Source organism: Nocardia sp. NPDC004260 (assembly GCF_053603155.1).
Genome location: NZ_JBSGEZ010000001.1, coordinates 326,183 through 343,799 on the forward strand (window position 1 = coordinate 326,183; position 17,617 = coordinate 343,799).

Below are 17,617 nucleotides of genomic sequence, written 5' to 3' on the forward strand. Positions count from 1 at the left end.
TACAGTGGAGTCATCTACGGTCGCAGTGAGGAGTCTCACATGACAGCGCGCAATCGGCCATCGATACTCATCATCGGCGCGGGCTTCGGCGGCATCGGCATGGCGATCGAGCTACGCCGCAACGGCTTCGACGACATCACCATCCTGGAGCGGGCCGCCGACATCGGCGGGGTGTGGCGGGAGAACACCTACCCCGGCGCCGCCTGCGACGTCCCCTCACCGCTGTACTCGTATTCGTTCGAACCCAAGCCGGACTGGCCGCAGCGGTACTCGGGACGGACCGCCATCCACGCCTACCTGCGCGCGGTCGCCGAACGTCACGGCGTGCTCTCGGCGATCCGCTTCGGCACCAGCGTCAGCGACGCCGAATTCGACGACGCCACCGGCCGGTGGACCGTACGCACCACCGACGGCAAGAGCTGGATCGTCGACGTGCTGATCTCGGCGGTGGGCCAGCTGTCGCGTCCTTCCCTGCCCGCCATACCCGGGATCGACACCTTCGCTGGCCCGTCGTTCCATTCGGCCGAGTGGGACCACGAGGTCGACCTCCACGGCAAACGCGTCGCCTGCGTCGGCACCGGGGCGAGCGCCGTTCAGTACATCCCGGAGATCCAGCGCGAAGTCGACCGGTTGACACTGTTCCAGCGCACACCGGCCTGGGTGGTCCCGAAGTTCGACACCGACTACTCGCCGGTCCAGCACAACCTGTTCGCGCGGGTGCCGGGCGCGCTGCTGGTGGAGCGGTTCGGGTGGTGGTCGATCGCGGAGTTCATCTCGCTCGGGCTGGTCGAGGTTCCCGCCATCGCCCGGTTCATTGCCCGCATAGCATCCCGGCACCTGGCCGAACAGGTCGAGGACCCGCAGCTGCGAGCCAAACTCACCCCGGACTACCCCATCGGGTGCAAGCGCGCGCTGTTCTCCAACGACTACTACCCCGCGCTCACCCAGCCCAACGTGCGGGTGGAGACCACCGCCATCACCGAGATCACCCCGCAAGGCGTACGCACCGCCGACGGGACGACGCACGAAGCCGACGTGATCATCTACGGCACCGGCTTCAAGGGCACGGAGTTCCTCTGGCCGATGGAGATCCGGGGCCGTGGCGGGCGCAGGCTGGCCGACGCATGGGCCGACGGCGCGCACGCGTATTACGGAATGACGGTGCCGGACTTCCCGAATCTTTTCCTCGTCTACGGGCCGAACACCAATCTCGGCGTCGGCTCGATCATCTACATGATCGAGTCGCAGGCCCGCTACATCCGCCAGGCCGTGCAATGGCTCGCCGACCATCCCGGCCATTGCGCCGAGGTCCGCGCCGACCTCGAAGAGGACTACAACACCGCGCTCCAGCAGCGTCTGGCCCGCACTCCGTGGAATTTTTGCTCGAGCTGGTACCGCAACTCCGCGGGCCGCATCACCAACAACTGGCCGGGATCGCAGACGAGCTATCGTCGCCGCACCCGCCGCTTCGACCCCAGCGCCTACACCCTCACCCCTGTCGCATGACGGAGCGCGCCTCGGCGCGCGGGCCCGCCCGGATTCGCCTCGACCCGCCACCGCCCGCCGGGCTGGCAGACTTGTGCTGTGGATGAACTGGCCCGTTCGGGCGGATCGGATGTGCGCGGTCCGCTGCGTCCGATCGAGCTGGCCACCGGCGCCGTGCTGGGCGGGGCCGCCGTCGGGCTGGTGACCATCGGATCGGTCATCCCGTTCGCCGCGGCGCTCCAGCTGGTCGGCGCGGTCCCGATCGGGCTGATCGCGCATCGTTTCCGGCTGCGCGCCCTGGTCACCGCGACGATCGCGGCGACGCTGGTCACCTTCGTCGCCGCGGGCATGGCGTCCGCGACGGCGCTGGTCGCCTCGGCCACCGTGGGCGGGATCATCGGCGCCGTGAAGCGGCGTGGCGGTGGCGTCGTCGCGGCGTTCGGGCTCTCCTTGCTCGCCGGGCTGGCCTGGGCCGCTTTCGCCGTCGGATCGCTTGCCCTGCTGTCCACCACCCGCGAACTGCTGTTCGACAACATCCGCAACGCGTCGCGCGGCGTCCAGGATCTCGCGGCGCGCCAAGAGCAGCTGGCCCCACTCGGGCAGCTCGCCGCGGACCTGACCGACTCGGTGCTGCGGTGGTGGTGGGCGTGGGTCGGCGGCAGCGTCGCGCTCGGCATGGCGGCCACCGGCGTCTTCTCCTGGTACGTGCTCGGCTCGGTGCTGGACCGGCTGGCCTGGCTGCCCGGCCGGGACCGGCTCGACGCGCCGCAAGACGACCGGCCCGTCGATCCGCTTCCGGTCACGCTGCGCGACGCGGGTTTCCGCTATCCCGGAGCGGCACGCGATGCGCTGAGCGGCATCGATCTGACGGTGCGGGTCGGCGAATTCGTCGCCGTGGTCGGGCACAACGGTTCGGGCAAGTCCACGCTGACCCGCTTGCTGGCCGGGCTGCCGCCCACCTCGGGGTCGGCGCAGCGGCCCGGGTCGCCCGGGCTCGGCAAACTCGGCGGGACGGCGCTGGTGTTGCAGCGGCCGGAGAGCCAGACCTTGGGCGTGCTCGTCGCCGATGACGTCGTGTGGGGATTGCCCGCCGATCTCGCCGCCGCGGTGGACGTCGACGCACTGCTCGGCGAGGTCGGGCTCGCCGGAATGGGGGCGAAGGAGACCGCCACGCTCTCGGGCGGACAGCAACAGCGGTTGGCGGTCGCCGCCGCGCTCGCCCGGCGGCCCGCGCTGCTGATCGCCGACGAGGCGACCTCGATGATCGATCCGGACGGGCGGCGGGAACTGGTGGAGCTGCTTGCCTCGCTGCCGAAACGACACTCGATGGCCGTGGTGCTGGTGACCCACCACGAGGCAGACGCCGCGGTCGCCGACCGGGTGGTGCACCTGGCCGGGGGACGCACCGTGGCGCATCTGCCCGCGTGGCCGCGTCCGGCGCAGGACACGCGGCGCAGGCCGATGGGCGCGCCGATCCTCGAACTGCGCGACGTCCGGCACACCTACAACCGTGCGACGCCGTGGGAGGCGCCCGCCCTGCACGGCGTCGACCTGTCCGTGTGCCAGGGCGAGGCCCTGCTGATCGTCGGTGGGAACGGCTCGGGCAAATCCACCCTGGCCTGGATCATGGCGGGCCTGATCGAACCGAGTTCGGGTCGGTGCGAGCTGCGCGGAAAGCCGATCGGCAAGCAGATCGGCCGGGTCGGGCTGGCCTTCCAGCACTCCCGGCTGCAACTGCAGAAGCAGACCGTCGGCGCGGAGATCGCGGACTGGGGCGGCCGCGCCACCGGTTCGGGCGCGGTCGGCCGCGCGCTGGACGCGGTCGGGCTGGACCGTTCGCTGGCCGCGCGCTCGGTCGAGGAACTCAGCGGCGGCCAGGCCAAGCGGGTGGTGCTCGCGGCGATCGTGGCCAGCCATCCCCAAGTGGTCGTGCTCGACGAGCCGCTGGCCGGTCTCGACCCGGAGGGCCGGGCCGACATCGTGGAACTGCTCGCGCGGTTACGGGATTCCGGGTTGACGCTGATCGTCATCTCGCACGACGTGGCCGACATGGCGGCGGTGTGCGACCGGACGGTGCGATTGCAGTCGGGACGCATTCTGGGCGCGGAGTCGGCGCGGCAGACCGCGCCGGTGCCGAGTGACTCCGTCACGCGAGCCGATTCCGGCCCGAACCCGGTGCGCGCGCCCGGAGAGACCGCATGGCGGCTCGAGCACGGAGGTCGATGATGAGCACCGTTCTGCTGCGTCAGGTCCCGGTCGACAGTCCGGTCCACCGGTTGTGGGCGGGCACCAAGATGATCGGGGTGTTCCTGATCAGCCTGCTGCTGATGTTCCTGCCGTCCTGGCCGGTGCTCGGTGTGATGGCGGCGTTCCTCGTCTTCGTGGGCGCGGTCGCCCGGCTGCCACTGGGCACTCTGCCACGGCTGCCGTGGTGGTTCTGGGCGCTGCTCGGCGCGGGAGCCCTGATCAACGTGCCGGTCGGCGGCACGGCGGTGTTGCGCTATGCCCAGGTTCTGGCCTTCGGCCTGATCCTGGTGGCGGCCTCCTTCCTCATCGCGTGGACCACGCCGATGGGCGACATCGCGCCCGCCCTGGCCAAGCTGGGCGCGCCGTTGCGCCGGCTCCGGATTCCGGTGGACGAATGGGCTGTCGTCGTCGCGCTCACCTTTCGCGGTCTGCCGCTGCTCATGGAGGAGATCCGGGTGCTACGTGCCGCTCGCAGGCTGCGCCCCAAGGACGGCATGATCGCCCGCGCGGCCGACAACCCGCTCATCGACATCCTCACCGCCGCCATGGCGGTATCCACCCGCCGCGCTGGTGAATTGGGTGAGGCGATCACCGCACGCGGCGGCACCGGGCAGCTCACCGCCCGTCCCAGCGCACCCGGCCTGCGCGACGCTGTCGCGCTCGTGCTGGTAGTCGGCGTCTGTCTCGGTTCCATCGCGCTGCACGTGGTGCTGTGAGCGCGGGCGAAAGAGTGCGCAAATGCGGGGCCCGAACCGGATCCCAGTCGGTTGCGGCCCCTAATGGGCGCCGGTGGAATTCCGGCGAGCCAATTCGCTGACCATTTGCAGACCGACTGGTACCTCTCCAAAAGACTCCGCAGGGGACCCCGAATGCGCCTCGCACATGACGCATACGTCTCGAACGCATGGCAGCCGGTTCCGATACGGAGCACAGCGCACCGATCAGTACCACCGGCTGTGTTACCCGGTTCGCAGTCGCACCCCCACGACCAGGACGGGCTGCCATCGACCCGCGCGACACCCGCGAAAGACCTTGTGGTACTGCGGCTTACACCTATCGGGCCACGCGATGTGAAAGCCTCGGAATCGACGCCCCGATTCGGGGCATCACACTTTCATCCACCCGCGCGGAACCGACCGGCGCGATCAGAGCACCCCGAACCCGCACGAGTGAATAGCTGATAGCTATAGCTCATCAGGTGGCAAAAGTCGGAGGATTACCCTCTGAAATCGTGTCCCAAACCCCAAGGGCCACAGTACAGTTATCACTCAGAAGTAGCTGTCTTTTGGATCACATCACGGATCGACACGTCGGCGGGGGAAGGAATTTCGGCGTGTATCGCGTTCTCTAATGCTTGTAACCTGATGAAGATTGGAAACCGAGAATGATTCTCCGGAGAGTCACCGCCGCCGCCGCTCCACTCGTCGCCGCACTCACGGTCGGGGCAGGCGTCGCGCACGCGGAACCGGCTGCGGCACCGGTCCCGGATATCGGGTATCAAGCCCAACTGGTCGGCGACAAGATCGTCACGACACTCACCGCCGGCACGTTCGACGTGCGCGGCGACGCCGTGGACATCAAAGACGCCGCAGGCAATGTCGCGGTCACGCTGCCGCTCACCTTCCGCCAGGACGGGCTCGAATACCCCATGCCCCACCTCGTGCGGGACGCGGGCCGCGTACTGGAACTGACCGTCGTCAAGGACGCGGCGCAGGCTCACCCGGCGGCAACGCCGGTCGCGTCGCCGTTCGAGAACCAGCGCGCGATGGACGCCTTCCTGTCGCAGTTCGGCATCGCCACCGCGGTCGGCGGGTTCATCGGCACGGTCATCGGCGCGCTCGTCGGATTGACCGGCCTCATCGGCGGTCCCATCGGGATCGGCACCGTGGTCGCCGGTGCGGGCATCGGCGGCATCATCGGCACGATCGTCGTCGGCGGTCCGGCCCTGATCATCGCGGGCATCGATCTGATCAGCACGCTGGCCGCCCAGCCCGGCACCACCAAGTGGATGGACACCACCGGGCGTTCGCAGAACTGACCGACCCCAGCGAGCACGACGCGCACCGAATCGGCCGGGATTCGGTGCGCTTTCGTCTGTGCGCACCAGTCGGCTCCGCCCGCACGCGCTGCCGCTACTCGCGATCACGCATCCGGCTCCATCGCCGGGAGTACCGCGGTCGACCTTCGAGGCGGCCGTCCACCTACCGCTCATGGCACCCAGGAGCCGCAGGCAGACCGGCGAACCGGTCGGCGAGGAAGTTCATCGCGCCCGGCGCCTCACCGATCGCCGTCGGGTTGTGGGTGGGCAGCATCGAGTGCACCGAGGTGACGGTCGCGCCCAGGGCGCAGTACCGGCCGACCAAGTCGGTGAAACCCGCCACGGGGATCACGTCGTCGGTGCGGCTGTGGTACAGGTACATCGGCGCCTCCGGCGCACTGCCGCCGAGTTCCTGGGCTTCGGTGGCGGCACGAAATGCCGGGTGCGAGAACACATCGGGCACAGCGGCGAAGTCGGCGACCTGCGCGCCCGCGTATATCGGCACCAGATCGGACCCGCAGGCCGCGCCGTTCGCCGCGAGCGCCGCGCGCCCCTGCTCGTTGAGCAAGTCCAGCACGCCCACGGCAGGATCGTTGCGGGCGAGCGCGAACAGGATGAGCAAAGCGAGCCCGGTCTGGATGGTGCCGTCCGCGTCGGCGGCTATGGCGGGCCAATCCGCGGGAATCCCGCCGGAAGTGATGCCCGCGAACCGGACGTCCGGTGCGTACCACGGCTGCAGCTGCGCGGCCCACAGCGTGGCGAACGCTCCGCCGGAGTAGCCCCAAGTGCCGATGGGCGTCGCGGGCCCGAGCCCGGCTTGCGGGAGATCACGGGCCGCCCGGATGCCGTCCAGCACGCCGCGTCCGGAGTTCACTCCATCCAGGAAGCGGGACCGCGGCCCCTCGTAGTCGCTGACCACCACCGCCCACCCGCGGCGTAGCGCCTCCGCCATGAACGGCGTGTCGATCAGCGTGTTCACCGCGCCGGAATCCCAGCCGCCGCGCAGCGCGAACGACGGCGCGCACCGCGTGCCGAGACTGTCCTCGGCCACCTGGTACGACAGCAGCGGCCGGGAGCCGGGCCCGAGCCACGGCAGCATCGGGACCAGCACGGTCGCCACATCGGCCACGGGATCTTCGCTCGAGTCGGTGCTGCGGTATTTCACCTGCCACGCCGAAATCGGCAGGGGCAACCCGAACAACGCGATCGGCCGGGAATCCAGCACGGCGCCGTCGCGGTAACGCGCGAGATCCGCGGGGGCGGCGTAGAACGGGTCTCGATCCGGCGGTGGTAGCTCGGCGTGTGCCGCGGGTGCGGCGGCCAGACAGGCTGCCAGCACGAGCAAAGCGGCCAGCAGAACCCGCGGGATCGTCGTGCACACAGATCGGTCGCGCGCCTGCGCGATGACAGGCACTGTATCGGCGTCCTTCATCAGAGCCTCCCCAGTTCCGGCGAGGCGGCAGATGTCCCGGCGCGGTCAGCGGCGGCTCACCTGACCTCCAGGCTTTCCACGGTACTGCCGGGCCGGCCGACCCGGCAACGGTCTATCGCAGGTCACACCCACCGCCGCCGTTGTCCGTGCGGCTGGTTACAGTGTTGGCCAAAACGCCCCCAGCGCAAGCGAATAGCTGTCCGGCGCGACCCCGCCCGCAGCGCGAGCGCAACGAAGAGGAGTAGCCAAGCATGCGGCATGGCAACGGACTGGACATCCCCGCAGGACTCGCCGATGTGTGCGCCCCGGACCGGATGGCCGTGATCGTCTACGACATGCAGGTCGGTGTGCTCAGCCAGTTGCCGGACGGCCCGGAGATCATCGAGCGGGTGGTGGGGGTGGTCGACGCGGCGCGGTCCGGCGGCTACCCGGTGGTCTTCCTACGCCATTTCTTCCTGCCCGAGCGGCTCAGCGGAACCTTCGCGCTGCGCATGGCCATGAGCTGGCAGCAGGTGGATTCGGTGGACAAGGTGCGCTTCATCCTGCAGCGCGACACCCCCGCCTTCGAGCTCGTGCCCGAACTGCGGCCGCGCGCCGACGAGGTGGTGTTCGACAAGACGTCGATGTCGGCCTTCGAAGGCACTCCGCTGGCCTCGATGCTGCGTGACCTGCGCATCGGCGCCTACGCGATCGCGGGCGTCGCGCTGGAGATCGGCATCGCGCCCACGGTCACGCATTCCACCGATCTCGGATTCGTGCCCGTGGTGATCAGCGACGCGGTCGGCGGCCGGGACAAGGACGCCATGGCGCGGGCTTACGACGATTTCGAGTTCCAGGGGCACGCGCTCGTCACCGATATCGCGACCATCACCCCGCTGCTCACGGGCGCAGGCTGAGCCGCGAACGGGACCCGGCCGGCGCCGGGTCCCGTTCGACGATCACTGCTCCCGCAAGGCTTTCTTGGCCGCGTCCTGGGCGGCGTCCACCTGGCCGGAGTACTTGTTGCCCGTCTTCTCGTCGACGAGGTCGCCCGCCTTGTCGATGACCGCGTCCAGCTTGTCCGCGTTCTTCTGGGCCAGGTCCCTCGCCTTACCCGCCAGGTTCTTGAAGTCCACCGCGCACTCCTCGTTTCGAGCTGGGAACAACCGCGCCCCAACCCTACCCAGCGCCGGGCGCGGGGCCGAGCCACGCCGGATGCCACAACCGTCCGGCTTCGGTCCAGTTCATGAACCGCACGGTGCCACCGAGTTTCGGCGTCACCCACACCGCTTCCTTGCGTTCTTCGGCGGTGAGTTCGTTGTCGAACGGCGAGGTCTTGCGTTCCAGCTTGCGCAGCCGCGCGGCCAGCTCCCGCATGTCCGGCTCGCTGAACCCGGTTCCGACCCGGCCGACGTAGTACAGCAGACCGTCGTGGGGAATGCCGATCAGCAGCGACTTGAACTCCCGTGCCGCGCTGCGCCGCCACCCGCCGATCAGCACCCGCTGAGTGCGCCAATTGCGCTGCTTCACCCAGGCGTGCCCGCGCTTGCCCGGTAGGTACACCGAGTCCTTGCGCTTCGCGACCACGCCCTCCAGCCCGTGCTCCTGGCTGTAGCGCAGGGCATCGGCGCCCGAGCCGTCCAGTCGCGGCGGCACCACCAGCGACGGCGCGTTCGCCGCGAGCGCCTCCAAGACCCTGCGGCGATCGGCATATCGTTTGCGCAGCAGCGACGTACCGTCCAGGTACAACACGTCGAACGCGACGAATACCGCACGCGCCGCGTCGGCTTGCAGCAGACCGAGATTCGCGACGCCGTGATCGTCGAAGACGACGGCCTCGCCGTCCAGCACCACCTGGTGTGCGGACAGTTCCCGCCGCAACGCCGCGATACCGGGATAGCGGTCGGTCACCACGTTCCCCGCCCGGCTGCGCAAAGTCAGCGCGTCGTTGTCGATCTCGGCGATCAGCCGGAAGCCGTCCCACTTCGTCTCGAAGCACCACTCGTCGGCGCCGAGCTCGGCGACCTCGCCGTGCGTCGCGAGCATCGGCGCCAGACCGCGCGGAAGCGTCGCGGGCCCGTTCGACGGACGGATGATCCGGCCCGGCGGCTCGTCCGGCTCCTCCCCCGGTTCGGCGCCGTTCCGTGCGCGCATCAGATGCATCAGCCACTGGTTGCCCTTGGTCTGGATCAGCGCGTACCGGCCGTTGAGCCGCTTGCCGTGGAATCGCACGATGACCTCGTCGTCGCGCCACTTCTCGGTCTCGTAGGTGCCGGAGTCCCAGATCGTCATCTCTCCGCCGCCGTACTCGCCTTTCGGGATGGCGCCGTGGAAGTCGAGATACTCCATCGGATGGTCCTCGGTGTGCACGGCCAGACGGTTCTGGTCGGTGGAGATCGGCGGCCCTTTCGGCACCGCCCAGGACACCAGGACCCCGTCGCGCTCCAGCCGCACGTCCCAGTGCAGGCGTCGCGCATGATGTTCCTGCACGACGTAGCGGTTGTCGGCCCCCGGAGCGGGTGACTCGGCGGGTACGGGTTCGGGCGTGCGGGACGGATCGCGCATCGACCGATACTTGGTCAACGCGTCGGGCGAGGACGAGGCGTCCCGCGCGATCCGCGGATCCAGCTCGGCGAGCAGATCGCCGTCGGACCGGTACCTGGCCAGCACCTCGTCGAACCGCAGGTGCCGCAGCTTCTTCCGGTTCTCGATCTCTTTCCACGTGCGCGGGGCCGCGACGTTCGGCTCGGCCCGTCCCCGCATCGAATAGGGTGCGATGGTGGTCTTGGCAGGGTTGTTCTGGCTCCAGTCCAGGAAGACCTTTCCGCCGCGCGCCGCCTTCGCCATCGTCGCCGTGACCAGGTCCGGTTGCAGCCGTTGCAGATTCGTGGCCACCTGTTTCGCCACCGTGGAGGCGCCACCCGAGCTCAGCACGCGATCCAACGGCACGTACAGGTGAATTCCTTTGCTGCCGCTGGTCACCGGGAAGGCGTGCAGCCCGATGCCCTCGACCAGCTCGCGCACCGCGAGCGCCACCTCGGCGCATTCGGCGAGCCCGACGCCCTTGCCCGGGTCAAGGTCGAACACCAACCTGGTCGCCGGGCCCATGCTGTCGTCGTCGAAACGCCACTGCGGCACATGGACTTCCAGCGCGGCCTGTTGCGCGAGCCAGGCCAGCCCCGCTTCGGAATCGATCAGCGGATAGACGACCTTGCGATCGGAATGGCGCAGGGTGCGCCGCTCGATCCAGGAGGGCGCGTGCGACGGGAGGTTCTTCTCGAAGAAGGAGGGTTCGTCCACCCCGTTGGGCCAGCGTTTCCGGGTGACCGCCCGCCCCGCGATGTGCGGAAGCATGGCGGGCGCGATCGCCGAATAATAGGCGATCACTTCGCCTTTGGTCGTTCCGGTGGCCGGGTACAGCACCTTGTCGAGGTTGCTCAGGTCAACCTCGATACCACCGAACTCGCGGCGGGCCGCCATATCCGAAGTGTAGCGGCGGAGGCCGCGGTGCGGCCTCCGCCGCTGGGCTCAGGCGTGCGGTCCGGACTGATCCGGCGGGACCACCTTCTTGGCGGCCTCTTTGCCCTTGGCGATCTGGTCCGAGTACTTGCCGTGCGTCTTTTGATCGATGAAGTCACCGGCCTTGTCGACCGCGTGATTGATCTTGCCCGCGTTCTTGGCCGCCGCGTCCTTCCCCTTGTCGACCAGGCCCTTGACCGTATCCGCGAAACTCATCGCCGTGATCCTTCCTGTCAACGATTGTCCGGAGTCGTTCAGCCGATATTCTCCCACCACGTACCCGCGGGTGGGGCGCTCGACGGGTCCACACGCTGCCCCGGCATCGGCACCGCGACATCGGTGCCCGCTGCCCGCGCCGCGGCCACCATGCGCGCGACCGGCTCCGACCAGCCGTGGAAGGCGAGATTGAAGGTGGCCCAGTGAATGGGCACCAGCAATCCGTGGCCGGGATTCCCGCCGCACAGGTCGGCGTGTGCCCGGACCGCTTCCTCGGGATTCATGTGCACATCCGGCCAGCGCTCGTCGTAGGCGCCGATCGGCAGCAGCGTCAGATCGAACGGGCCGAGCGCCGCACCCGCCTCGGCGAACGCCTTGGTGAAGCCGGTGTCGCCGCCGAAGTAGGCCCGCCGGGTCGGCCCCGCGATCGACCACGAGGCCCACAACGTCGTGTTGCGCAGCAGGCCGCGCCCGGAGAAATGCCGTGCCTCCGTGCAGGTGATCGCCAGATCCACGCCGTCGCGGTCCCGGCCGAGCTCGGCGAGCGTCACCGAACCGCCCCAGTCCAATTCGACGATGCGATCCTCCGGGACACCCCAGTGCCGCAAGTGGGCGCCGATACCGATCGGGACCAGAAACGGTGCGCTCTGGCGGGCCACCAACTCCCGGACGGTCTCCTTGTCCAGGTGGTCGTAGTGGTCGTGGGAGATGAGTACCGCGTCGATCGGCGGCAGGTCGGCCAGCGGCTGCGGCACGGGATGCATGCGCGCCGGGCCGACCAGCGGCGACGGCGAAACGCGCTCGCTCCACACCGGATCGGTGAGGATCCGGTACCCGTCGACCTCGATCAACGTCGTGGCGTGGCCGTACCAGGTGACGGCGAGAGCGGCCGCCGTGTCCGGTTGCTGCGGCGTCCGCAATGGGATGCTGCCCCTCGGCCGGCCCACGTTGCGCTGGGTCAGCGCCGAGACCAGCAGTGAGGGAGCGGAACCGGCGACCACTTGGCTACTGGGCTCGGTGTTGTGGAACTGTCGATCGCGATAGGTGGCCGCACCCACCGCGTACGGCTGGATCGCCGAGATCGAAGCGCCCATCGCCGATGGGATGTCCCACACCGCCCGTACCACCCAGGTGAGGCCGAGCGCGCCTGCCGCGGCGCCCGCGATCCGTCTGATGTCCATCATCGCCCCACAAACTTCGCGGGGCGCTTTTCCTGCCTGGCCAAACGACCCTCCTTGGCATCCTCGCTCGTCCACGCGGCCTCCAGTGCCGCGCGCTGCTGCGCGGTTTCCGGATCGCGCGTTCCGTCGTCATTGAGCACCAGCTTCATGTGCCGCAGGGACAGCGGGGCCAGCGCCGCGATGTGCTTGGCCCAAGCCTGCGCGTCGGCCACGGTGCCGATCCGGTTGGCGAACCCGAACGCGTAGGCGTCGTCGGCCGATATCTGTTCGGCTCCCAGCAACACCGTCCGCGCCGGACCGCCGCCGATCAAGGCGGCCAGCCTGCGCACGGTCCACCTATCGACGGTGATGCCCAGTTTCGCCGCGGGGACCGCGATGTACGCCTCCGGCGCGATCACCCGCAGGTCGGAAGCGAGCGCCAGCTGCACACCGGCGCCGATCGCGGCGCCGTTGATCGCCGAAATCACCGGGACCGGGGCCGATTCGATGGCGTGCAACATTTCCAGCAATCCGGACAGGAAATCGCCCGAATACACCCCGGACAAGTCGGCGCCCGCGCTGAACACCGGGCCCCGTCCGGTCAATATGATGGCCCGGGCCTGGTCGGCAACCGCGGCGAGCACTGCCTCGCGCAGCAGTGTCACGAGTTCGTGATCGAGCGCGTTGCGGCGCTCCTCCCGCTGAAGTTCGATGGTGACCACGTCACCATCGCGGCTGACCCCGAGCATGCGACCTCCCCGACTGAACGGTCCGTCTGTTCTCTTCACTCTGCCACAGCGGACTACCCGTTTCGCGCCGGGCGATACGATCACCGGCTGTGCCGACCGACTTCGACATCCTGGTAATCGGCGCTGGTCAGGCGGGACTCTCGGCCGGATACCACCTCCAGCGCCTCGGACTGCGTCCCGAGCGGCACTATCTGCTCGTCGATCGGTCGCCCGGCCCCGGCGGCGCGTGGCAGTTCCGCTGGCCCTCCCTCACCCTGGACACGGTCAACCGCGTGCACGATCTGCCCGGTATGTCGTTCTCGGAGACCTTGCCGCCCGGTTCGTCGTCCGTGCCCGCCGCGACCGCCGTGCCGCACTACTACGAGCTGTACGAGAAACGATTCGACCTGCGCGTGCACCGGCAGGTATCGGTCACCGTGGTATGCGACCGGACCGAGGAAGGCGCCCCCGCCGAGCGGGGTGCGGTGCTCAACGCGGAGACCGACACGGCGGGCACGATCCGGGTACGCGGCCTGATCAACTGCACCGGCACCTGGGAGCGTCCGTTCGTTCCGCACTACCCGGGGGCGCGGACCTTCGCCGGTCGCCAGCTGCACACCCACGACTACCGCACCGCCGAGGAGTTCGCGGGCGAGCACGTCGTGGTCGTGGGCGGCGGGATCTCGGCGGTCCAGCTGCTCGACGAGATCTCCCGAGTCACCACGACGACCTGGGTGACGAGGACACCGCCGCGCTTCCGCGAGAACACCTTCACCGAAGCGGCCGGCCGCGCCGCGGTCGCGATGGTCGAAGACCGGGTGCGGCGTGGGCTGCCGCCGGGATCGGTGGTCTCGGTCACCGGGCTGCCGCTCGATGACCGGCTACGGGCGGCGCGGGCCCGCGGCGCGCTCATCCGCCTGCCGATGTTCGAACGCATCGAGCCCGACGGGGTGCGGTGGGCCGACGGAGCCTTTCAGCGAGCGGATGTGATCCTCTGGGCCACCGGCTTCCGCAGCGCGCTGGACCACCTCGCGCCGCTGCGACTGCGCGGTCCCGGCGGCGGCATCACCATGTCGGGACGGCTGGCCACCCGTGTGTCCGCCGATCCGCGCATCCACCTGATCGGATACGGACCCTCGGCCAGCACGGTCGGGGCCAATCGAGCGGGGCGCGCGGCGGCCCTCGAACTCACCGAATATCTCGGATTGCGCTGACCGGCCCCGGCGATTCCCGCGGTCAGTCGATCAGGCCGTAGGTGAACCGGTCCGGGTCCGGACCGATGCGCGCACCGGCATCCAGACCGTTGATCGCGTCCATCTGCTCCGGCGTCAGCTCGAAACCGAATACGTCGAAGTTCTCGGCGATCCGCGACGGTGTGACCGACTTGGGAATGACGATGTTGCCCAACTGCAGGTGCCAGCGGATGATCACCTGTGCCGGGGTGCGGCCGACCTCGGCGGCCACCGCCGTGATGGTCCTCTCCTCGAGCAAGGTGCCCTGCCCGAGCGGGCTCCACGCCTCGGTGGCGATCGCGTTACCCGCGTGGTACTCGCGCAGCTCGCGTTGTGCCAGCCTCGGGTGCAGCTCGACCTGGTTCACCACCGGGATCTCACCGGTCTCGGCGATGAGCCGTTGAATGTTCGCGACCGTGAAGTTCGAGACGCCGATCGACCGCACCCGGCCATGCGACTTCAGGGCCTGGAAGGCACGGAAGGTATCCACGAAGCGGTCGGCCTCGGCCACCGGCCAGTGGATGAGGTACAGGTCGAGGTAGTCCAAGCCGAGCCGTTGCAGGCTCGCGTCGAACGCGCGCAGCGTGGAGTCGTAGCCCTGGTCGGCATTCCACAGCTTGGTCGTGACGTAGATCTCGTCCCTGGGCAGGCCGGATTCCCTGATCGCACGGCCGGTGCCCTCTTCGTTTCCGTAGATCGCGGCCGTATCGATACTGCGATAGCCGACCTCGAGCGCAGTGGTGACGGCCGAGAAGACGTCCTCGGAGGGCACTTGGAACACGCCGAAGCCGAGCTGCGGGATCACGTTCCCGTCGTTCAGCACGATCGAGGGGACGGTGCTGGTCTCGCTTTTGAAGGTCACATTCCGACGGTAGAAGTGTGGCGGCGAACCGTCAATCACGCACTCGGGTGTGTTGGCTTGTAATTTGCTGGGAACGGGGCTCGCGGACCGCGGACTTTCCGCGTTCACCCGCGGTCAGCTCGTCGAGCCGGGCAACCCGAGCCGCCGGTACCGCGTCTGCCGTGCCGTCGGCAACTCCGATTCCGGACGGGCGCGCAAGGCCGCCAGTTCGTGCGCGATCGCGGCGACCATCCGGCGGGCGAAGTCCACCGGCTCGTCCGCCGCGTCGGGCAATTCCGGCACGATCCGGTCGACCACGCCGTCGGCCAGCAAGTCAGGGGCGCTGATCCGTTGCGCCGCAGCCAATTCCGCAGCATGATCGGTGTCACGGAAGACGATGGCGCTCGCCCCCTCCGGCGGCAGCGGGGCCAGCCACGCATGTGTGGCGGCGAGCACCCGGTCGGCGGGCAGTAGCGCCAGCGCGCCGCCGCCGGTGCCCTGGCCGAGCAGCACCGACACGGTCGGGGTATCCAACGTCACCAGATCGGCTATGCAGCGAGCGATCTCGGGCGCCAGCCCGCGTTCCTCGGCCTCCTTCGACAGCGCCGCGCCTACGGTGTCGATGACCAGGACCAAGGGCAACCGCAACTCCTGAGCAAGCGCCATACTGCGCCGCGCCTCGCGCAGCGCGGCCGGACCCATGGTGTTCTCACCCTGCTGCCCTCGCCGATCGTGCCCGAACACCACACACGGCTGCCCACGGAAACGGCCCAGAGCGAGCACGGCGGTGCGATCGGACTCGCCCTGACCGGTGCCGCTGAGCGGAACTCGTTGCGTCACATGACGAAGGAGATCCCGGATGCCGGGGCGCTCCGGGCGGCGGGAGATGAGGACCGACCGCCACACCCGATCGCCCGCGGCGCGATCACATTCGACATCGGGCTGAATCGATTCTGCCGCAACGTCGTTCGAATGCGGAGCAGATACCGGCGGGTGTGACTCCGATGCCGCGATCGGTTCGGAAAAGTGCCGTCCAGCAGCCGAATCCGGCAATTCGATGCCGCTGAACACACTCAACGCGCGATGGGCGATACGGCGGAAGACCGGAATCGTCAGAACGCCGTCGATTACGCCGCGCCGATACAGGTTCTCCGCGGTCTGCACGCCTTCCGGGAAAGGTCTGCCGTACAGGGCCTGATAGACCCGAGGGCCGAGAAACCCGATGAGCGCCCCGGGTTCGGCGAAAGTGATGTGCCCCAACGAACCCCACGACGCGAAAACGCCGCCCATCGTCGGGTTGCGAAGGTAGACGACGTAGGGATACCCCGCCGACTTGTGCGCCGCCACCGCACCGGCGATCTTCACCATCTGCACAAAGGCGACGGTGCCCTCCTGCATCCTGGTCCCGCCGGAGGTCGGCGAAGCGATCAAAGGCAGCCCGAGTTCGGTGGCGCGCTCGACCGCCGAGACGATCCGCTCCGCCGCCGCGACACCGATCGAGCCGGCCAGAAAGCCGAACTCGCAGGCGATCACGGCCACGTGCCGACCACGCAGCAACCCTTCGCCGGTGAGCACCGATTCGTCGGTGCCCGCCGCGACGGCCGCCTTCCGCAAGGCATCGCGGTACCGCGGAGAAACGGCCACCGTCACCGGCGGCCGGTCCCAGCTGACGAACGAGTCCTTGTCGAGCAGTTGCCCGAGTAACTCTCGCGCCGAAGTACGCACCGGGCGAGCCTATCCGGCCCTACCCAGTGCTCCGGTGAGCCGCGCGAGCACTCAGTAGCCCTGCATCACCTTGCGCAGCGCGTACTCGGTGAGCGCGACCAGGGCCTGCTTGGCCGGCTCCCGGCGACGGGCGTCGATGGACATGATCGGCACATCGGCAGGCACGGCGAGCGCCTGCCGGATGTCCTCGATCGGGTAACGCGGAGCGTCGTCGAATTCGTTGAGCGCCACCAGGAAGGGTAGGCCGCGCGCTTCGAAGTAGTCGACGGCCGCGAAGCTGTCCTCCAGCCTGCGGGTGTCGACCAGTACGACGGCGCCGATGGCGCCCCGGATCAGGTCGTCCCACATGAACCAGAATCGGTACTGGCCGGGCGTGCCGAACAGGTACAACACGAGATCGTCGGCGAGACTGATCCGGCCGAAGTCCATCGCCACGGTGGTGGTCGATTTCATCGGGATGCCGGTCAGATTGTCGATCCCGGCGCTGGCATTGGTCACCAATGCCTCGGTGCGCAGCGGAACGATCTCCGAGACAGCACCGACCAACGTGGTCTTCCCGACGCCGAAGCCACCCGCGACCACGATCTTCGCCGATGTTGGCTTGCTGGTACGAGTGTCGACCTGCGCCGTCGAATCAAATACGCCGGAGTCCACTGAGAACCCTTTCGATCAGCTCGCGACGCTCATCGTCGCTGGAATCGTCTTTCAAAGTCGCCGAAACGCGCACGTGCCCGGCCTCGATCAAATCGGCCACGAGCACACGGGCCACCCCGATAGGGATACCCAATCGGGCTGCTACCTCGGCAACGGACGGCGATTCTCTGCACAACTCCACGATTGACGTCTCGATGTTGGTCAGTTCGAACTGCCGCTCCGGGGCGACCGGATGCGATGCGACGAGAGCCTCCAACGCCAACTCGACCGCGGGCCTGGTGCGGCCTGCGGTCAGCGAGTACGGCCGTACGAGGCTGGGCTCGACGCTTCCCACGCGGTGATCTTCTATGTCCATCCCACC

General features: G+C 68.8%; 16 protein-coding genes. 6 read left to right on the forward strand and 10 right to left on the reverse strand.

What is annotated here, in order from left to right:
- Positions 1 to 39 precede the first annotated feature (39 nt).
- The 4 genes from ACWEO7_RS01245 (at position 40) to ACWEO7_RS01260 (ending at position 5,770) form a co-directional block, all read left to right on the forward strand.
- Complete coding sequence (locus ACWEO7_RS01245; protein WP_452419979.1) at positions 40 to 1,506, forward strand: flavin-containing monooxygenase; 1,467 nt, start codon at positions 40 to 42, stop codon at positions 1,504 to 1,506.
- A 78-nt stretch (positions 1,507 to 1,584) separates the two neighbouring features.
- The gene (locus tag ACWEO7_RS01250) at positions 1,585 to 3,711 is read left to right on the forward strand and encodes an ATP-binding cassette domain-containing protein (protein ID WP_452419980.1); all 2,127 of its coding nucleotides are present in this window, start codon (positions 1,585 to 1,587) and stop codon (positions 3,709 to 3,711) included.
- Positions 3,711 to 4,448 (forward strand): energy-coupling factor transporter transmembrane component T family protein, encoded by a 738-nt coding sequence (locus tag ACWEO7_RS01255; RefSeq protein WP_355074890.1) that lies wholly within the window; start codon positions 3,711 to 3,713, stop codon positions 4,446 to 4,448. Before ACWEO7_RS01250 ends, ACWEO7_RS01255 begins: the two co-directional genes overlap by 1 nt.
- Before the next feature lie 668 nt (positions 4,449 to 5,116).
- On the forward strand, positions 5,117 to 5,770 hold the full coding sequence (locus tag ACWEO7_RS01260; RefSeq protein ID WP_452419981.1) for an ammonium transporter: 654 nt from the start codon (positions 5,117 to 5,119) through the stop codon (positions 5,768 to 5,770).
- Between the two features lie 163 nt (positions 5,771 to 5,933).
- On the opposite strand, the gene ACWEO7_RS01265 is transcribed toward ACWEO7_RS01260, so the two are convergent.
- Complete coding sequence (locus tag ACWEO7_RS01265) at positions 5,934 to 7,202, reverse strand: lipase family protein (RefSeq protein WP_452419982.1); 1,269 nt, start codon at positions 7,200 to 7,202, stop codon at positions 5,934 to 5,936.
- A 251-nt stretch (positions 7,203 to 7,453) separates the two neighbouring features.
- Here ACWEO7_RS01265 and ACWEO7_RS01270 point away from each other — a divergent pair, with 251 nt between their 5' ends.
- Positions 7,454 to 8,098 (forward strand): cysteine hydrolase family protein, encoded by a 645-nt coding sequence (locus tag ACWEO7_RS01270; protein WP_452419983.1) that lies wholly within the window; start codon positions 7,454 to 7,456, stop codon positions 8,096 to 8,098.
- 42 nt (positions 8,099 to 8,140) lie between these two features.
- Here ACWEO7_RS01270 and ACWEO7_RS01275 read toward each other — a convergent pair whose 3' ends face one another.
- The 5 genes from ACWEO7_RS01275 to ACWEO7_RS01295 are packed head-to-tail and all read right to left on the reverse strand — an operon-like array spanning position 8,141 to position 12,825.
- Positions 8,141 to 8,317 (reverse strand): antitoxin, encoded by a 177-nt coding sequence (locus ACWEO7_RS01275; protein WP_452419984.1) that lies wholly within the window; start codon positions 8,315 to 8,317, stop codon positions 8,141 to 8,143.
- A gap of 43 nt (positions 8,318 to 8,360) precedes the next feature.
- Positions 8,361 to 10,661: an ATP-dependent DNA ligase gene (locus ACWEO7_RS01280; RefSeq protein WP_452419985.1), complete on the reverse strand. Its 2,301-nt coding sequence runs from the start codon at positions 10,659 to 10,661 to the stop codon at positions 8,361 to 8,363.
- Positions 10,662 to 10,709: 48 nt separating this feature from the next.
- Positions 10,710 to 10,916 (reverse strand): antitoxin, encoded by a 207-nt coding sequence (locus ACWEO7_RS01285; RefSeq protein WP_450021020.1) that lies wholly within the window; start codon positions 10,914 to 10,916, stop codon positions 10,710 to 10,712.
- A gap of 38 nt (positions 10,917 to 10,954) precedes the next feature.
- Complete coding sequence (locus ACWEO7_RS01290; protein ID WP_452420030.1) at positions 10,955 to 12,097, reverse strand: MBL fold metallo-hydrolase; 1,143 nt, start codon at positions 12,095 to 12,097, stop codon at positions 10,955 to 10,957.
- Positions 12,097 to 12,825: an enoyl-CoA hydratase gene (locus ACWEO7_RS01295; RefSeq protein ID WP_452419986.1), complete on the reverse strand. Its 729-nt coding sequence runs from the start codon at positions 12,823 to 12,825 to the stop codon at positions 12,097 to 12,099. Before ACWEO7_RS01295 ends, ACWEO7_RS01290 begins: the two co-directional genes overlap by 1 nt.
- 89 nt (positions 12,826 to 12,914) lie before the next feature.
- Between ACWEO7_RS01295 and ACWEO7_RS01300 the strand changes: the two genes are divergently transcribed.
- On the forward strand, positions 12,915 to 14,018 hold the full coding sequence (locus tag ACWEO7_RS01300) for an NAD(P)-binding domain-containing protein (RefSeq protein ID WP_452419987.1): 1,104 nt from the start codon (positions 12,915 to 12,917) through the stop codon (positions 14,016 to 14,018).
- Positions 14,019 to 14,040: 22 nt separating this feature from the next.
- On the opposite strand, the gene ACWEO7_RS01305 is transcribed toward ACWEO7_RS01300, so the two are convergent.
- From ACWEO7_RS01305 to ACWEO7_RS01320, 4 genes are all read right to left on the reverse strand, one after another.
- Entirely contained in the window at positions 14,041 to 14,898 is an 858-nt protein-coding gene (locus ACWEO7_RS01305; protein ID WP_452419988.1) for an aldo/keto reductase, read from the reverse strand.
- A gap of 114 nt (positions 14,899 to 15,012) precedes the next feature.
- Entirely contained in the window at positions 15,013 to 16,602 is a 1,590-nt protein-coding gene (locus ACWEO7_RS01310; RefSeq protein ID WP_452419989.1) for a carboxyl transferase domain-containing protein, read from the reverse strand.
- Between the two features lie 51 nt (positions 16,603 to 16,653).
- A complete protein-coding gene (locus ACWEO7_RS01315; protein WP_355074914.1) occupies positions 16,654 to 17,256 on the reverse strand; it encodes a GTP-binding protein in 603 nt (200 codons plus the stop codon).
- Positions 17,237 to 17,611, reverse strand: a complete 375-nt coding sequence (locus ACWEO7_RS01320) for a DUF742 domain-containing protein (RefSeq protein ID WP_452419990.1) — start codon at positions 17,609 to 17,611, stop codon at positions 17,237 to 17,239. Before ACWEO7_RS01320 ends, ACWEO7_RS01315 begins: the two co-directional genes overlap by 20 nt.
- Positions 17,612 to 17,617: the final 6 nt, after the last annotated feature.